Origin of the sequence: uncultured Brachybacterium sp. (assembly GCF_947500705.1) — a bacterium.
In the GTDB taxonomy this organism is placed as follows: domain Bacteria; phylum Actinomycetota; class Actinomycetes; order Actinomycetales; family Dermabacteraceae; genus Brachybacterium.
This window is the reverse complement of sequence record NZ_CANMSY010000003.1, coordinates 419,000-434,977: the sequence shown is the minus strand read 5'-3', so window position 1 is coordinate 434,977 and position 15,978 is coordinate 419,000. Positions and strand designations below refer to the sequence as shown.

Here is a 15,978-nt window from a genome sequence, read left to right as displayed (position 1 = left end):
CCCCCTTCATGACCGACAGCCCGCTGCGCGGAGTCTTCGCCGTCTCCACCACCCCGTTCGCCGCCGACGGCTCCCAGGACCTCTCCCTCCTCGCCCCGGGTGTCACCCGGGTGCTCGAGGCCGGGGTCGACGGCATCCTCGCCCTCGGCGCCACCGGAGAGGCGCTCGCCCTCGACCCTGCCGAGCGCGAGGCCCAGATCAAAGAGCTCATCCGCATCGTCGATGGCCGCGTGCCGGTGGTGGTGGGCTGCATGGCCTACCGCCCCCAGGACGTCTCCGCGATGATCGCCGACGCGAAGGCCTGCGGGGCCTCTGCGGCAATGGTCACTCCCTCCTTCTACGGCGGGCTCGCACCGCAGGACGCGATCGCCGCGCTGTCCCCGGTGCTCGCGAACTCGGAGCTGCCGGTGATGGTCTACAACAACCCCCACTCCACCGGCGTCGACCTGCTCCCCGAGCTCCTCGCCCCGCTGCGCGAGCACGAAGCCTTCTGGAGCGTCAAGGAGACCTCCGGCGAGGCGACCCGGGTGAGGGAGCTGCGCTCGGCGCTCGGCGCGGACGTCGAGGTGTTCGTGGGGGCCGACGGTCTCGCCCTCGAGGGTTTCACCCAGGGCGCGAGCGGCTGGATCGCCGCCTCCGCCTGGCTCACTCCGACGCGCTGCGTTCAGCTGTGGCGTGCGGCCCATGACAGGGATTGGGCCACCGCGGTGCAGGTCTGGGACCGGCTCGCCGGCCCGCTGGGCCAGATCGAGGCCGATCCCGCCTTCATCTCGCTGATCAAGCGCTCCCTCGGCGAGCTGGGTCTCGAGCAGGGCGCGGTGCGCACCCCACTGCCCACCGCCTCCGACGAGGCCGTCGCCTCGCTGCTCGAGGCGCTGGGCGGCGAACGCTGAGACGGTGACCCACGGCAGTTGACGCCCCGGGGCGAAGCCGACACACTGGGCACGCACATTGTGCAACCCGGTTTCTGAATCGTTCCGGGGCGGCGACCACGAGGGCGGGTGATCCGATGGCCACGACCTCCGCCGTGCGCGCCGCCAACACCCGCGACTGCCTGGTGACGCTGCGCGAGGCGAGCTCCGCCCTCACCGTCGGCGAGATCGCCGCCGCGACCAGCCTGTCACGCCCCACCGTCGATGCGGTGCTGCTGGACCTGGTCGCGACCGGGGTCGTCACCGCCGCTCCCCTCGCCGTCTCAGGGAGCGCCGGCCGCCCGGCGCGCCGCTTCGCCTTCGACCCGTCTGCCGGGACGGTCGCCGCCCTCGACATCGGCGCCCGCTCGGTGCGCTGCCTGGTCACCGACCTCTCCGGCCGGACGCTCTCCCACACGGAGACGGCCCTGTCGACCACGTCTCCGCTGGGCACCCTCGAGAGCATCCTGCGCGAGACCGGCCGGACCCCGAATGCCGTCGGCCTCGCAGTCCCCGGCATCCTGTCCCCCGAGGGCCACCTCGCCCAGAGCCTCGCCGTGCCCGCCCTGGTCGGCCTCGACCTCGCCGGCGAGCTCTCGCGCCGCCTGGACTGCCCGGTCCACGCCGACAACGACATCAAGCTCGCGGCCCTTGCAGAGCACCAGCTCGGTGGGGATGCCGACAGCATCGTGCTCATCGAGCTCGGGCACCGCATCTCCCTCGCCGTGATCCTCGACGGAAAGATCCTGCAAGGCGCGCACCACCTCGCTGGCGAGCTCGGCAGCCAGCGCGGCATGCGCTGGACGGACACCTCGGTGCGCGGACGGCTGACCTGGTCCACCGGCGAGGATGCGAAGCCGCTGCTCGAGCGGGCCGTCACCGGGGACCCTGCCGCGCAGCGCGAGATCGAGGGGTTCTGCGAGCAGATCGCGCCGCGACTGGCGACTGTGCTGCTCACGGTCGATCCGGAGCGGGTCGTCATCGGCGGCGGTCTCGCGCGGGCCGGCGAGACGCTGCTGGGACCGCTGCGCCGGTCGCTCGAGCGCCTGCTCATGACCGAGCACTCGCCCGAGGTGGTCGCCGCCCGAATCACCACCGACGGCGCCCTGGTCGGCGCTCTCGGCCTCGCTTTCACCCATGGCTCCGCACAGATCTTCGGACTCCCCGACGTCCCTGCCCCCTGGTCGCGCCTGCTGGACGCCCGTGCCTGACCCCCACAAACGCCCCGACCACGAAGGATCCTCCATGACCTCCGACATCACCTTCGGTTTCAGCTCCTACAGCTTCCACTCCAAGCTCTCCACGGGAGAGATGACGCTTCCGCAGGTCATCGAGTGGGTCGCCGCGAGCGAGGGAGAGCATCTCGAGCTCGCCGTCCTCGGCGATGATGCCGACTCCCCGATCCCGAACATCTCCTCCGACCCCACCTACGTCGACCAGATCCGCGCCGCCGCAGAGACCGCCGGGGTGCCCCTGACGAGCCTTGCCATCGGCGCGGATCTCTCCACCGGCGACCCGCAGCAGATCGAGCGGGTGACGCAATATGTGGATCTCGCCGAGCGGCTCGGGATCACCCGGATGCGCCATGACGTGGTGCCCCATGCCGGACACGAAGGCGATGACACCCCGCTGTTCGAGCAGGTCCTGCCCTCGATCGTCGCCGCCAGCAAGGAGATCGCCCAGTACGCCGCGGCGAAGGGCATCACCACCAGCCTCGAGAACCATGGCTTCTTCGTGCAGTCCGCGGAGCGGGTGCGTCGGATCATCCACGCGGTCGACGAGCCGAACTTCCTCACCACCCTCGACGTCGGCAACTTCGTGTGCGTGGACGAGTCGCCCGAGGTCTCGGTCGCCCAGAACCTCCCGTACGCGATGGTCGTCCACTTCAAGGACTTCTATCTCCGTCCGGCCGACGCCGCTCCGGGCGCCGGCTGGTTCCGCAGCCGCGGCGGGAAGCACCTGCGCGGGGCGGTGGTCGGCAACGGCGACATCGACCTGCGCGCGGTGGCCCGAGCGATCAAGGAGTCCGACTTCACGGGCTTCGCCGCGATCGAGTTCGAGGGCTGGGAGGACTGCCTGCTCGGCTGCGAGCGCGGGATCTCCTACGCCAAGAGCCTGTTCGCCTGAACCCTGCCCAATCCCCGTGCTGTCCGATCCCCCTGTCACGAAAGAGATCCCCATGTCGAAGTTCCGAGTCGGCGTCATCGGCGCCGGCAGCATTGCCCAGTCCCACCTGACCGCATATTCGAAGAATCCCGAGGTCGAGCTGGTCGCCGTCGCTGATATGAATCTCGAGCGAGCGCAGTCCGCGGCCGACGAGTTCGGTGCCCGGCGTGCCTACGCCGATCCGCAGGACCTGCTCGCCGACCCCGAGATCGACGGGGTCTCGATCTGCACCTGGAACAACTCCCACGCCTCCTGGGCGATCGCCGCGATCGAGGCGGGCAAGCATGTGCTGGTGGAGAAGCCGATCGCGCGCACCCTCGCGGAGGCCGAGCAGCTCCAGCAGGTGGTCGAGGCGAGCGACCGGGTGGTGCAGGTCGGCTTCGTACGTCGCCATTCCCCGAACTGTCAGGTGCTGAAGTCGTTCATCGACGCGGAGGAGCTGGGCGAGATCTACTACGCCAAGGCCAGCTGCATGCGCCGCGTGGGCAACCCCGGCGGCTGGTTCGCGGACAAGGAGATCTCCGGCGGTGGCCCGCTGCTGGACATCGGCATCCACGTGCTGGACCTGTGCTGGTACCTCATGGGATCCCCCAAGGTGGCCTCGGTCAGCGGCAACACCTACGACAAGCTGGGCAGCCGCGGGAACGTCACCACGATGCCCCGCTACAAGGCTGCGGACTACGACCCCAGCAGGAACACCGTCGAGGATCTCGCCAATGCTGTGATCCGTTTCGAGAACGGTGCGTCGCTGCTGCTGGACTGCTCGTACTCGCTGCATGCCACCGAGGACTCGATCGATGTCTCGGTCTACGGCGAGAAGGGCGGCGCGGTGCTCGAGCCCGCTCTCCATATCGCCACCGAGATGCACGACTCGGTGGTGAACATCGAGCCGCAGATCGCCTCGCGCAGCTTCGAGTTCGGGATCGGCTTCGCCAACGAGATCCAGAACTTCGTGGATGCATCGCTGGGCCGGGCGGAGTCGATCGCCCCGGCATGGCACGGGGTCGAGATCGTGCGGATCCTCGAGGCGATCTACGAGTCGGCGGCCGAGGGGCGGGAGATCTCTCTGGTCTGAGGCCGGCCTGCGCGGCTGCCATCGATGTGAGGCACTGCGAGGAATGCGTGCTGCTCACGTCGACGAGCTACTGACATCGTGAACACCCAGCTCAGCCCTGCATTCAACGCATGACTGACATCGGTGTGAGGCAGCAGAGACGTCCGGCCTCGGGGCTGCTCCCGACGTCACAGAACCTGTTGACTTCACCCACCGCGACATCCAGGCTGGGGCCGTGCGGCCCGTCCACAGATGCGAAGGCGCTTCGAGGGCCGCGCGGGCGAGGAGGCTCATCGATGTCCAGCAACCGTGCGATCGCATACAAGGGACCGGGCGAGGTCGAAGTCATCGACATCGACTATCCGACCTACGAGCTGAAGGACGGCCCGGGCGTGAACCCGGCGAATGTGGGCCGCCAGCTCCCGCACGCGGCAATCCTCAAGGTCGTGACCACGAATATCTGCGGCTCGGACCAGCACATGGTGCGTGGCCGGACCACAGCTCCCGTGGACATGGTGCTCGGGCACGAGATCACCGGTGAGGTGATCGAGACCGGGCCGGGCGTGGAGTTCATCAAGAAGGGTGACCTGGTGTCCGTGCCCTTCAACATCTCCTGCGGCCGCTGCGAGATGTGCAAGAACCGCCGCACCGAGATCTGCCTGAATGTGAACCCGGATCGTCCTGGCAGCGCCTACGGCTATGTGGACATGGGCGGCTGGGTGGGTGGCCAGGCGGAGTATGTGCTGGTCCCTTACGCGGATTGGAATCTGCTGAAGTTCCCGGACAAGGACCAGGCCATGGAGAAGATCCTGGACCTGACCATGCTCTCGGACATCTTCCCCACCGGCTTCCACGGAGCAGTCTCGGCCGGCGTCGGCCCGGGATCCTCGGTTTATATCGCGGGAGCGGGACCGGTGGGGACGGCTGCGGCCGTGGGCGCGCAGCTGCTGGGCGCCTCGGTGGTGATCATGGCCGATATGAACGCGGATCGGCTGGCCAACGCCGCGAAGTTCGGCTGCGAGACGATCGACGTGTCGAAGGAAGATTCCCGCGAGGGCATCGCCCGGATCCTGGGACGCGAGGAGGTCGATGCCGGAGTGGACGCCGTCGGCTTCGAGGCACGCGGTCATGGCAAGGACGCGAAGGAGGCACCGGCGACGGTGCTGAACACCCTGATGGACGTGACGCGGGCCGGTGGCGCGATGGGCATCCCCGGGCTGTACGTCACTGGCGATCCGGGCGGCGTCGATGAGGCCGCACAGCAGGGATCGCTCTCGCTGCGGCTCGGATTGGGCTGGGCGAAGGCGCTCTCGTTCACCACCGGCCAGTGCCCGGTGATGAAATACCACCGTCAGCTGATGGAAGCGATCCTGCATGACAAGGTGCAGATCGCCGATGCCGTCAACGCGGTGGCGATCTCCCTCGACGACGCTCCTGCCGGCTACCAGAAGTTCGATGCCGGAGTCGCCACGAAGTACGTCATCGATCCGCACGGCATGACCGGCAAGGTGCAGCCGGTCTGAGGATGCTTCGCACGCCCGCTCCCGGTCAGCCCGGGGGCGGGCGTGCGTCGTCGTGCGGTCAGAAGGGTGGTTCGGTCTCGTCGTGGGTGGGGCCGGGTGGGATGATGCGGCGGCCGCGGTGTCTGGCCCACGCGGCACGGCGCTGCTCGGCGGCGCGTTCCTCGCGGGGTCTGGTCTTCTCTTCGGCGTGGAGGCGTAGCGCGTCCTCGTGGGCGCGTTGGTAGGTCCGCCAGTCCCGTTCGAGGGTCCGGGCCAGGCGTGGGGTGACCAGGTCGGTGTCCTCCCTGGCCCGTATCCGGATGTCCCGGCCGATGTCCCACACCGTCTCCAGCGGCCCGGCTGTCGTGGTCCCGTCACCGTGGGCGGGGTCATCGGCCGGGTCTCGTTCGGGGTCGATCAATCCCGCGGTCTTCTGCTTATGGTGCAGCCAGCACAGCCGGTGCAGATTCCATAGCGAGGTCTGTCCGCCCTGGCCTGGGTGGTCGTGGTCGTATTCGATGATGTGGTCATCCTCGGCCGCGATCACCGTGGCCCGGTGACAGCCCGGCACGGCACAGACGGGGTGGCGCAGCCGCAGCTGCAGCCGCATCTGGGCGGTGGGATGGTAGGTCTGCGCGGTCACGGGCAGGTACGCGCCGGTGATCGGATCGGTGAGGATCCGCTGCCACGTGCTCTCTCCCGCAGCGAGTTCGCGGGCGAGCTGCGCGGGCAGGGGCGTCATCCCGTCCAGCATCGCGGGTGCGTCACTGTGACCCATCAGGGTCAGGGCCGGGACGGTGACCAGGATCTTGTAGGGCCGTGCCGTTTCCTGGACCGGATCGATATCCAGGACCGAGTGGGTCAAGATCGCATATCTGAGGGTCCGCAACGATAGGGCAGTGCCGCGTTCGGCGAGGTCACGATCGATATCGAACGGCAGCGGCCCCTCGACCCCGGCTTCCAGCGCGGTGCGCTGGGCGGTCTGGACCGTGCGGGCTGCGATATCGAGGCGGTGGGCGAGGGCCTGGATCTCCGGGATCGGACCCGTCACCATCAGTGACGCGGTCCCTGTCTCGGTATCGACCCCCACGATCTCCACATTCCGTGACTGCGACGGCGGGGCCGGGAGGGTCCCGGAGGTCGCGAGAGCGACCGCGAGCCGGACCTGCTTCTCGAACGTGTCCTGCGAGATCGACGGGATCTCGATGCCGGCCATGTGCGCATCCACGTCCCTCGCCTGGTCCTCTGTGAGCCGGCGGGTGTGGCGGATCAGGTAGTGATGCCAGTCCTCGGGCAGATCCCCGCGGCGCAGATATGTGAATGTCACCGGCATCCACTGAACCGCCAGATACGCGTCACGCACCAGCGCATGGGCCTGGAGGTAAGTGCACCGCAGCCCGGCGGCGATCTTCAATGCGGTGATGTCAGCATCATCGAGCACGCCCTGCACCTCGGGATCCTCCCGGAAGAACGTGGAGAGCTGCCGGAGCTGATGCGCCCGCAGACTCGCCCGGGACCGCATCGTGCGATGCAGACCCATCACCCGCCCCGCATCAAGACTCCCCGGCACCGCCTCGGCAAGGATGGACTCCTCATCCAACACCCGCCGCGCCCGCACCGTCCACGCAGGCAGACCCTCCGGCGCGACACCGGGCTCGGGCTCGGCAGGGACACCGGGAGCCGGCGGGGCATCGGTGGGGGTATCAGACGCACCAGGCTCGGGTGCAACGGCATCACCGTCGGCGCGGCTGTCAACACCGGTAGGGACCCCGACCGGCTGCTGACCCGCATCCTCATCGGACGCGAACTGGTCCTCCTCGAACTCACCCACCGAAACCCCTCCTCCCCGCCCGTCCATCGATTCCGCGGTACCCCTCAATACTAATTCCCCACCACCCCTTACTGAAGGGTCAGTAACAAATGGGGATGAATCTGTGGATAACCCCTAGGTGTGGAGGAACCGTCGCGCGAAGGGGCCGCAGCCGAGGTGTCATAGGGGCACAGCCAAGGCGTCACCTAGGCGTCGATAAGACGTCCATGGGGACGTCCACAGGGGGCCGGGACTGCTTGAAACTCCAGGTAGGTCAGACGAAACCCGCTGAGAGTGTCGGCGGTGACGGGTTCTGCGGGAGATGCGCTGTGCAAAAGATGACAATGCCGACGACGCCAACGTCGGGCACACATTCAAGGGAAATACACAATTGTCAACACCCGCCCCGGGAATGTGGATAACTCGCACTGGGGAGGAACGGAATGTCGCTTTCCGCAGGCACTTCCCTCGCGGCCCTCACCACCCTGTCGAGAGGCACCCTCGGACCGCCGCACCGCGACCTGCCCGCCATGACGTCACCCCCGATCCCTCCTGCGCTCCCCTGGGTCTCCGTACACGCCAGGACGGCGTAAGGTCGACCCATGACGGAAGAACGCACCACGTACCTCCTGGTGGACGGCGAGAACATCGACGCCACGCTCGGGGTCTCGGTCCTCGGCCGACGCCCCCAGCCCGACGAGCGTCCGCGATGGAACAAGCTCCTCCATCATGCGGAGATGTCGTGGCAGCAGTCGGTGAAGGGCCTCTTCTTCCTCGCCGTGGAGGACAGCCTGCCCTCGGGCTTCGTCCAGGCGCTGATCGCCATGGGCTACAAGCCCGTCCCCCTGCGCGGCGAGGGCAAGGTCGTGGACATCGCGATCCAGCGCACCGCAGAGGCGCTGCTGACCCGCCCGGCAGACGTCATGCTGGTCAGCCACGACAAGGACTTCGTCCCCCAGATGGAGGACCTGGCCGCGACGGCTGGGAGACGCACCGCGCTCGTCGGCTTCCGGGAGTTCATGGCCGCAGATCTCCAGGACATCCCGGGGATCGAGTTCCACGACCTCGAGTACGACGTCGCCGCGTTCACGAGCCGTCTGCCGCGGGTGCGGATCATCAACATCGACGAGTTCGATCCGCTCGAGTTCATCTGAGGCCCAGCAGCGACGTCCGGACTCACATCCACCTGCTGCGCTTGAAGATCACGAAGAGCAGCACGCCGAGCGCGATCATCATCCCGATCGCCATCGGATAGCCGTACGCCCAGTGCAGCTCGGGCACGTCGTCGAAGTTCATGCCGTAGACGGCACCGATCAGGGTCGGGGCGAACAGGATGGCGGCCCAGCCGGAGATCTTCTTCATGTCCTCGTTCTGGCGCTGCGCGACCAGGGTCGCGTTGACGTCGAGGATCTGGGAGAGGGCATCACGCAGATCCCGCACGCGCGATGCGGCCCGCTCCAGGTGGTCGCCGACGTCGTCCAGGTAGGCCTGCAGCTCGCCGGGGATCGCGTACTTCCCGAAGCCGGCCTGGAGATCGTCGATCACGTCGCGCAGCGAGGTGATCACCTGCTGCATGTCGATGACCTCCTGGCTGAGCCGGTAGATCCGCTCGGCGACCGCAGCATCCCCGCTGAACACCTGCCGCTCGATCTGCTCCTGGTCGACCCGGAGGCCCTTCAGCACGGGGTCGTAGCCGTCGACGATCGTATCGAGCACCCGGTAGAGCACGGCCTCCGGGCCGAGCTCCAGGAGATTGACGTCCTCGAGCACCGTGCGCTCCCGACGGGTCGAGGTCAGCGGATGCTCCTCGTCCAGCTGCGGCCCCGGGGTGCCGTCGATCCAGGTCCCGTCCTGGCACAGCACCGCCACGGCGCCGGGTCGCAGCAGCAGGTGGAACTCCGCGAAGTCGACCTCCTCCTGGGCGTCGACGTAGCGGGCCGCGCGCACCACCAGGAACAGGACATCGCCGTACCGTTCGAGCTTCGGTCGCTGATGCGCGTTGAGCAGGTCCTCGAGCAGCAGCGGGTGCAGGTCCCAGGCGTCGCTGAGCTCCATCACCTGCTCGCGGTCGGGCCGCGGGTAGAAGAACATCGCCATCCGGTCCGAGGCCGCGCGCGAGAATGCCAGGGCATCACCCATCGAGTCCCCGTCGGGCTGGCGGCTGGGGATTCCTCCGGCGACGTAGCGGGTCGTCGGCGCCGCACCACCGCTGTGCGGAGTGCGCCCCGCTGCCTGCACCCGGGCGCGATCAGCGCGCCGGTTCCGTGCCGTTTCGTGTCGTCGCGTCGACATCTCCCGCTCCTCGTTCTTCCCTCGCCTGGGCTTCTCGTGCGTCAGTTCGGCAGCGCGAGCACGCCCTCCACGAAGCCGATCACGTCTGCGATCACCTCATCGCGGTGGGTCTCGTGGAAGATCTCATGCTGGGCACCGGGGTAGGTCTTCACGAAGGTCCGCGAGCCCCGCAGCGAGTTCAGCCCTTCCCAGCTGGCGGGGAGCGGTACCAGGCGGTCCGCTTCGCCGTGCAGGTAGAGCAGGGGGTGCTCGCCCACGCTGCCGGCCTCGTCGATCGTGCGCATCGCCCGCTGCAGGCCCTCGAGGGTGGGGCGGGCGAAGTCGCCATGCCACACCAGCGGGTCTGAGGCATAGGCCTCGCCGACGGCAGGGTCACGGGAGAGGGTGCCGGGGTCGATCGGGGTCGACGGGATGACGTCGAGCGCAAGCAGCTCGTCCACGGTGGCCCAGGAGCCGAGCACCGGACCGGAGAGCACGGTCGCCGCCAGGGAGTCCGCGTGCAGCTGCGTGAAGCGGGCGGCGATCATCCCGCCCATGGAGTGGCCGATCAGCACGACCGGCACTCCGGGATGCCGGGAGGCGGCGTGCTGGACCACCAGGAGGAGATCGTCGACCACCGGCTCGAAGTCACTGATCAGGGCCCTCTGTCCGTCGCTGCGGCCATGGCCGAGGTGGTCGGCGGCGTAGACCACGGCGTCGGCGTCATTGCACCGGGCGGCGACCCCTTCGTAGCGGCCCACGTGCTCGCCGTAGCCGTGGGAGAGCACGGCGATCCAGCGCGGTGCGGGGAGGGTCCAGGCGCGACCTGCGAGAGTGCCGCCGTGTCCCGCGAGGGTGAAGTCAGTGCTGGGGACGCCATTGCTCATGGAACCATGATGCCCCGTCGTCGCGAGAAGTTCCGCCTCAGGACGCGCCCCGAGTCCTTCCGTCCTGACAATTGGGGACTCTTCTGCCATATCCGCCGTATGCTGTGGCTCACATCTCTCACGGAGGTCACCATGAGCACGCATGCAGCTGGACCGTCCAGCACTCCAGGTTCCGCTCCCGGTCAGGATGGATCTCATCGGCCCGTGGTGACGATCTGGGAGGAGTACGGCTCGGGGGCGGAGGCGGTCGGTCGCGCCGTCGCCGAGCGGCTGGGGCTTCCGTATCACGTGCAGGCATTCAGCTCGGAGGACATCGAGGCGGAGGGCGCACCGCAGGACGAGTCCGCCACCGCGCAGTCGATCCAGAGCCGGGTCAACCTCTCACAGGTGCTCGCTGCGATGGGAGGCGCCTTCGGCGGCGGAGACGGGATGGAGTACATCGACGCGCAGCGCGACAAGCGAGAGCTCATCGACGACAACAACGCCACGGTGCGCCGCTACGGCGAGGAGGGTGGCGTGATCGTCGGCCGCAACGCGACGAAGATCCTCGCGAACCGGCCCCGCATCCTGCATGTCCTGCTCACGGGTGACGCCGAGAGCCGGGTCGCGCGTGCTGCTGAGCTGGCGGGGATCTCCCTGCAGCAGGCGGAGAAGCGCCGCAGGCAGGAGGACAGGATCCGCACCGACATGTCCACCTCGCTCTACGGCTGGGATCCGCGGGAGCCGGTGCACTACGACCTGATGATCAACACCGGTCGGATCCCCCAGGCCGCTGCGGTCGAGGCGATCGCCCACGCCGTGATGCGCGCCGCCATCTGAGACGCGAAGAACCCCGGTTCATCTCGATGAACCGGGGCAATTCCTGCGGTGCGCAAGGGGGGACTTGAACCCCCACGCCGTTTCCGGCACACGGACCTGAACCGTGCGCGTCTACCAATTCCGCCACTTGCGCATTCCTTCAGCACCGGGACTCGCGTCACCAAGACCGAAGATTCCACTAGGTTACCCCCGCGCCACCTCCAGCCCAAACCGACGCCCCGCACAGTAACGAACGCCACGTCGAGGCGGATATGCTCCCCCGATTCAGCGCATCGATTCCGCCTCGGCGAAAGCATCCTCGATGGCCGACGGGTCGATGCGGCGGCGGACGGCGACGACGTACAGCACCGTCGCCACGAGCACCGCAGGGACGCCGACCATCGCCGCGACCTGCATGCTGGGCCGCACCGTGACGGTCGCGAACACCGCGGCAAGACCCACCAGTCCGACGATTGCACTCGCGACGCCGCCCGGCATGCGGAAGGTGGCCCCGCTGACGTGGCGCCGCCGGTAGGCGATGAAGGTGCACAGGATGAGTGCCCAGACCAGGATGACGGCGAACACCACCAGGCTCATCATGTAGCTGAAGACCCCGCCCACACCGCTGAAGTTGAGCAGCGCCGCTCCGAGCAGGCCCAGCGAGCTCAGGGCGATGCCGACCACCGGGACCCGATGCTTCGTGGTGCGGGCGGCGAAGCGGGGTGCCAGGCGATCCACGGCCAGGGAGTGGATCATCCGGCTGCCGGCGTAGAGATTGGCGTTCGCGGCCGACAGCGCCGCGATCAGCACCAGCAGGTTGGTGATGTGGGCGGCGCCAGGGATCCCGAGCTGGTCGAAGACCATCACGAACGGGGAGGTGGCGACGTCGTCGCCGGTGCCGGCGGCGGTGCGCCACGGCACCAGGCACAGCACGATCGTGATGCAGAAGACGTAGAAGAAGGCCAGGCGGACCACCGTGGTGCGGGCGGCGGTCCTGATCGAGCGGGCCGGATCCTTGGCCTCCGCAGCGGTGATGGACAGCAGCTCGATGCCGCCGAAGGAGAACATCACGACGGACAGGGCGACCCATACCGCCGCCCAGCCGTTCGGGGCGAAGCCCCCGTCGGGCGTGAGCTGGGCGAGGCCGGGGGCGGGGGTGTCCGGCAGGCCGAAGAGCACCAGCACCGCGCCGACCAGGATGAAGGCGAAGACGGCGATCACCTTGATGGAGGACAGGAAGAACTCGACGATGCCGAAGGAGCCGACGCTCGCGAGGTTGATGGCGATGATCAGGGCGGCGAACAGCAGGATCCCGGCCCAGACCGGGATCGCCGGCACCCAGTAGGTGAGGTAGAAGGCGCAGGCCACCAGCTCGGCGCCGGTCACGCACACCGTGACGATCCAGTACAGCCACCGGGTGAGATAGCCCCAGAACGGGGAGAGGTAGTGGGCGGCGAGAGTGCCGAAGCCACCGCGCACGGGATGGCGGGAGGCCATCTCCCCCATCGCCAGTGCGATGGTGGCAGCGATCAGGGAACCGAGCGCGAAGGAGACGATCACGGCGGGCCCGGCGATGCCGATCGCTTCCCCCGAGCCGAGGAACAGGCCGGTGCCCAGCGCGGAGCCCATGGCGATCATGGCCATCTGGCCATGGCCGAGGGAGCGGGCGAGGGGGCCGCCGTGGTGGGGAGCGGCGGTGTCACGGGGTCGAGAAGTCACCGCTCGAGCGTAGCGCCCGCGGATCGCGCCTTCACTCAGGACCGAGCCGAGTCACCTCACCTCGGAGAGATCACGCGCCCCGGTACTGGTCGATGGCATCCTTGGCCTCCTTGAGGCCCGCGCCGGTGTGCTCGCGGTACACCTTGATCGCCTGGATCACCTTGCCCTCGGCGACCAGTCGGCGGGACTCCTCGGGGATCTGCGGGCCCACCTGGTCGCGAAGGCTGAGCAGCTCCGCGTCGCTCACTCCGGCTCGCGCGGCGAGCTCCCCCGCGAGATTCTCGAGGCGACGGATATGCGCCTGGAGGGTCTCGAGCTGCTTCTGCTGCCGTGCTGCACGTCCGAACATGTCCGCAACCTATCCCGCGACCGGCGCTCGCGGGGCCGACGTCCGCACCGCAATGGTCACTGCGGCGTGGCGCTGGACCCCGGATCGCTGTTCTCGCCACGGGGCACAGGCTGGCCCCATGCCCTGCGACTCCCCTTCAGCGGTCACCCTGCGCCGCTGCGCCAGGCCCTCGAGGTGCTCGCCGAGATCGAGGGCTGAACCCCGCTCCTACTGCAACGGTCGATGGATCAGGGCGAAGGTGACGGGGTCTCCGCTCGCGGAGAGCGTGGGGTAGAACTGCGCCTCGAAAGGTGCCGGGCTGTCGTCCTGGGTCCCGGTGCAGCGCACGCCGGTATGGCCGGTGCTCTCGCCGACGATGCCTTCGCAGGTCTCGAGCGTGTCGCTCAGGCCCAGGCTCTCGAGCTCGGCCTGGACGCGTCCGACCAACCCCTCCTGCTCGAGCAGCGCCGGATCGTCGAAGAACAGCGCGGTCGGGCCATAGTGGACGCTGACCTCCTCGTCCATCACCATCTCGGCCTGGACCGAGGCGAGCTCCCCAGCGACCACCAGGGAGTGGTCCTCCGTGCCGGCGGGGCCGCTGAGCACCGGGTATGCCGTGACCACGTCCTGCGTGGAGGCGACGGCGCAGCCCACCGGGATCCTGCTGCCGCCCATGAGGGTGCCCTCGCAGGTGACGTCCGTCGGCTCGGTTCCCGCGACGCCGGCAGAGATCTCGGCGAGCCGGTCCGGAGCGACCTCGCTCGAGGGGGAGTCGTCCGTGCCCATCGGGGCGAGGCTCAGCACCGGGAATTGGCCCACCGGGGCGTAACCCTCCGAGCGACCCTCCTCCGCGGTGGTGGGCTCGACATCCACCGACGCCGCCTCTGTGCTGGTCGCTGCCGGTGTCGTCGTGCCGTCGTCGGCTGTATCGCCGCTGCAGCTGGGCAGTGCGAGGGCGAGCGCGGCTGCTCCGATCGCCAGTGCCATGGACGGTCGTCGGGTCGTGCGCATGCGTCCCCCTGCTGCTCGTGCGGTGCGGCGTACCGGGCCGGTCAGATCTCCTGCAGAACGTACCTCATCACAGAGAAGCGTCCCGCACCATGGTTGGTGCGGGACGCTTCTGGCCGGCTCGAGGGCCGAGTGGCTGATCAGGCCTGTGCTGCAGCACCCTTCGCCGCGATGACCTGCACGAGCAGGTTCGCGAAGATGTCCTCGTGGAGACGGACGGTGGCCTTGTGCTCGCCGAGCGAGCGGATCGGAGCCACGAACTCGACCGTGCGACGGTCGATGTCCTTGTCGAAGATCGCCTTGACGCCCTCGGCGACCTCCTTGGAGGAGACCGCACCGAAGAGACGGCCGTTCTGGCCGGCGCGCTCGGAGATGACGACGGGCTTGGACTCGAGCGAGGCCTTCAGGGCCTGCGCCTCTTCGATGCTGGCGATCGCACGCTTGCCGCGGGCCGCGCGGATCTGGTCGAGCTGACGCTGACCGCCCTTGGTCCACGGGGTCGCGAGACCGCGGGGCATGAGGAAGTTCCGGGCGTAGCCGTCCTTGACGTCGACGATATCGCCGGCGGCGCCGAGACCCGAGACCTCATTGGTGAGGATGAGCTTGGTGGTCATGTGTTTCCCTTCCTCGCTCAGCGACCGGAGGTCGAGTACGGCAGGAGAGCGATCTCGCGGGCGTTCTTCACGGCCCGTGCGATCTTGCGCTGCTCCTGGACGGACACGCCGGTGACGCGGCGGGCGCGGATCTTTCCGCGGTCGGAGACGAACTTGCGCAGCAGCGCAGCGTCCTTGTAGTCGACGGTGTCGACTCCCGCGGCCTTCAGCGGGTTCTGCTTCTTCTTCGGGGGACGAAGTGAGGGCTTGGCCATCGTGGTGCTCCTTCTTTCTGAGGGGAGCCCGGGCATGCACCCGGGATGGAATGGATCAATATCGTGCGTCGATCGCCGAGGCGATCAGAAGGGAGGGTCGTCGTACCCGCCCTGGTTCCCGCCGCCGGCCCAGGGGTCGGCTGCCGGGGCGCCCTGCGGCGCACCCTGCGGGGCATTGCTGTAGCCGCCCTGACCACCCTGATTGCCACCGTAGCCACCCTGGCCACCGCCCTGCGGGGCACCGCCGCCGCCGAAGCCGCCACGGCCGCCGCCTCCACCGCCGCCGCCGCGCTGGACCTTGTTGGCCTTCGCGGTGGCGTACTTGAGGGAGGGACCGATCTCGTCGACGTCCAGCTCGATGCTGGTGCGGTTGTTGCCCTCACGGTCGGTGAAGGAGCGCTGCTTGAGACGCCCCTGCGCGACGACGCGGGAGCCCTTCTCGAGCGATTCCGCCACATTCTCTGCGGCGTCGCGCCAGATGGAGCAGCGCATGAACAGCGCCTCGCCGTCCTTCCACTCATTCGACTGACGGTCGAAGGTGCGGGGGGTGGACGCGATGGTGAACGACGCGACCGCTACGCCGGACTGCGTGAAACGCAGCTCGGGGTCGGCGGTCAGGTTGCCGATCACCGTGATGACGGTGTCATTCGCCATGG

At 68.5% G+C, this 15,978-nt stretch carries 17 protein-coding genes and 1 tRNA gene; 8 read left to right on the top strand and 10 right to left on the bottom strand.

Annotated elements, in window-relative coordinates:
• Positions 1-8: 8 nt before the first annotated feature.
• From Q0937_RS08050 to fdhA, 5 genes are all read left to right on the top strand, one after another.
• On the top strand, positions 9-893 hold the full coding sequence (locus tag Q0937_RS08050; RefSeq protein WP_299302075.1) for a dihydrodipicolinate synthase family protein: 885 nt from the start codon (positions 9-11) through the stop codon (positions 891-893).
• 116 nt (positions 894-1,009) lie between these two features.
• The gene (locus tag Q0937_RS08045; RefSeq protein ID WP_299302072.1) at positions 1,010-2,122 is read left to right on the top strand and encodes an ROK family protein; all 1,113 of its coding nucleotides are present in this window, start codon (positions 1,010-1,012) and stop codon (positions 2,120-2,122) included.
• 34 nt (positions 2,123-2,156) lie between these two features.
• Positions 2,157-3,038, top strand: a complete 882-nt coding sequence (locus Q0937_RS08040; RefSeq protein WP_299302069.1) for a sugar phosphate isomerase/epimerase — start codon at positions 2,157-2,159, stop codon at positions 3,036-3,038.
• A 52-nt stretch (positions 3,039-3,090) separates the two neighbouring features.
• Positions 3,091-4,152 (top strand): Gfo/Idh/MocA family protein, encoded by a 1,062-nt coding sequence (locus Q0937_RS08035; protein ID WP_299302066.1) that lies wholly within the window; start codon positions 3,091-3,093, stop codon positions 4,150-4,152.
• A gap of 275 nt (positions 4,153-4,427) precedes the next feature.
• Complete coding sequence (fdhA, locus tag Q0937_RS08030) at positions 4,428-5,654, top strand: formaldehyde dehydrogenase, glutathione-independent (RefSeq protein WP_299302063.1); 1,227 nt, start codon at positions 4,428-4,430, stop codon at positions 5,652-5,654.
• A 58-nt stretch (positions 5,655-5,712) separates the two neighbouring features.
• Here the strand turns inward: fdhA and Q0937_RS08025 are convergent, their stop codons facing one another.
• Positions 5,713-7,464 (bottom strand): HNH endonuclease signature motif containing protein, encoded by a 1,752-nt coding sequence (locus Q0937_RS08025; protein WP_299302060.1) that lies wholly within the window; start codon positions 7,462-7,464, stop codon positions 5,713-5,715.
• 581 nt (positions 7,465-8,045) lie between these two features.
• Between Q0937_RS08025 and Q0937_RS08020 the strand changes: the two genes are divergently transcribed.
• Positions 8,046-8,597 carry an NYN domain-containing protein gene (locus Q0937_RS08020; RefSeq protein WP_299302057.1) on the top strand — a complete coding sequence of 184 codons (552 nt, stop codon included), beginning with the start codon at positions 8,046-8,048 and terminating at the stop codon, positions 8,595-8,597.
• Between the two features lie 22 nt (positions 8,598-8,619).
• Here Q0937_RS08020 and Q0937_RS08015 read toward each other — a convergent pair whose 3' ends face one another.
• Positions 8,620-9,735: a magnesium and cobalt transport protein CorA gene (locus Q0937_RS08015; protein ID WP_299302054.1), complete on the bottom strand. Its 1,116-nt coding sequence runs from the start codon at positions 9,733-9,735 to the stop codon at positions 8,620-8,622.
• Between the two features lie 41 nt (positions 9,736-9,776).
• Positions 9,777-10,601, bottom strand: coding sequence for an alpha/beta hydrolase (locus tag Q0937_RS08010; RefSeq protein WP_299302051.1), 825 nt, complete (start codon positions 10,599-10,601; stop codon positions 9,777-9,779).
• 204 nt (positions 10,602-10,805) lie between these two features.
• Between Q0937_RS08010 and Q0937_RS08005 the strand changes: the two genes are divergently transcribed.
• Positions 10,806-11,420 carry a cytidylate kinase-like family protein gene (locus tag Q0937_RS08005; RefSeq protein WP_299302048.1) on the top strand — a complete coding sequence of 205 codons (615 nt, stop codon included), beginning with the start codon at positions 10,806-10,808 and terminating at the stop codon, positions 11,418-11,420.
• 49 nt (positions 11,421-11,469) lie between these two features.
• On the opposite strand, the gene Q0937_RS08000 is transcribed toward Q0937_RS08005, so the two are convergent.
• From Q0937_RS08000 to Q0937_RS07990, 3 genes are all read right to left on the bottom strand, one after another.
• Positions 11,470-11,553, bottom strand: a tRNA-Leu gene (locus tag Q0937_RS08000).
• 131 nt (positions 11,554-11,684) lie between these two features.
• A complete protein-coding gene (locus Q0937_RS07995) occupies positions 11,685-13,118 on the bottom strand; it encodes an amino acid permease (protein WP_299302045.1) in 1,434 nt (477 codons plus the stop codon).
• Between the two features lie 70 nt (positions 13,119-13,188).
• Positions 13,189-13,467, bottom strand: coding sequence for a hypothetical protein (locus tag Q0937_RS07990; protein WP_087486148.1), 279 nt, complete (start codon positions 13,465-13,467; stop codon positions 13,189-13,191).
• A gap of 66 nt (positions 13,468-13,533) precedes the next feature.
• Here Q0937_RS07990 and Q0937_RS07985 point away from each other — a divergent pair, with 66 nt between their 5' ends.
• Complete coding sequence (locus tag Q0937_RS07985) at positions 13,534-13,665, top strand: hypothetical protein (protein ID WP_299302035.1); 132 nt, start codon at positions 13,534-13,536, stop codon at positions 13,663-13,665.
• Between the two features lie 9 nt (positions 13,666-13,674).
• Here Q0937_RS07985 and Q0937_RS07980 read toward each other — a convergent pair whose 3' ends face one another.
• The 4 genes from Q0937_RS07980 to Q0937_RS07965 form a co-directional block, all read right to left on the bottom strand.
• Positions 13,675-14,457, bottom strand: a complete 783-nt coding sequence (locus Q0937_RS07980) for a hypothetical protein (RefSeq protein ID WP_299302032.1) — start codon at positions 14,455-14,457, stop codon at positions 13,675-13,677.
• Between the two features lie 137 nt (positions 14,458-14,594).
• On the bottom strand, positions 14,595-15,068 hold the full coding sequence (rplI, locus tag Q0937_RS07975) for a 50S ribosomal protein L9 (protein ID WP_299302029.1): 474 nt from the start codon (positions 15,066-15,068) through the stop codon (positions 14,595-14,597).
• 17 nt (positions 15,069-15,085) lie between these two features.
• Positions 15,086-15,322 (bottom strand): 30S ribosomal protein S18, encoded by a 237-nt coding sequence (gene rpsR / locus Q0937_RS07970; RefSeq protein ID WP_299302026.1) that lies wholly within the window; start codon positions 15,320-15,322, stop codon positions 15,086-15,088.
• An 84-nt stretch (positions 15,323-15,406) separates the two neighbouring features.
• Complete coding sequence (locus Q0937_RS07965; protein WP_299302023.1) at positions 15,407-15,976, bottom strand: single-stranded DNA-binding protein; 570 nt, start codon at positions 15,974-15,976, stop codon at positions 15,407-15,409.
• Between the last annotated feature and the right edge of the window lie 2 nt (positions 15,977-15,978).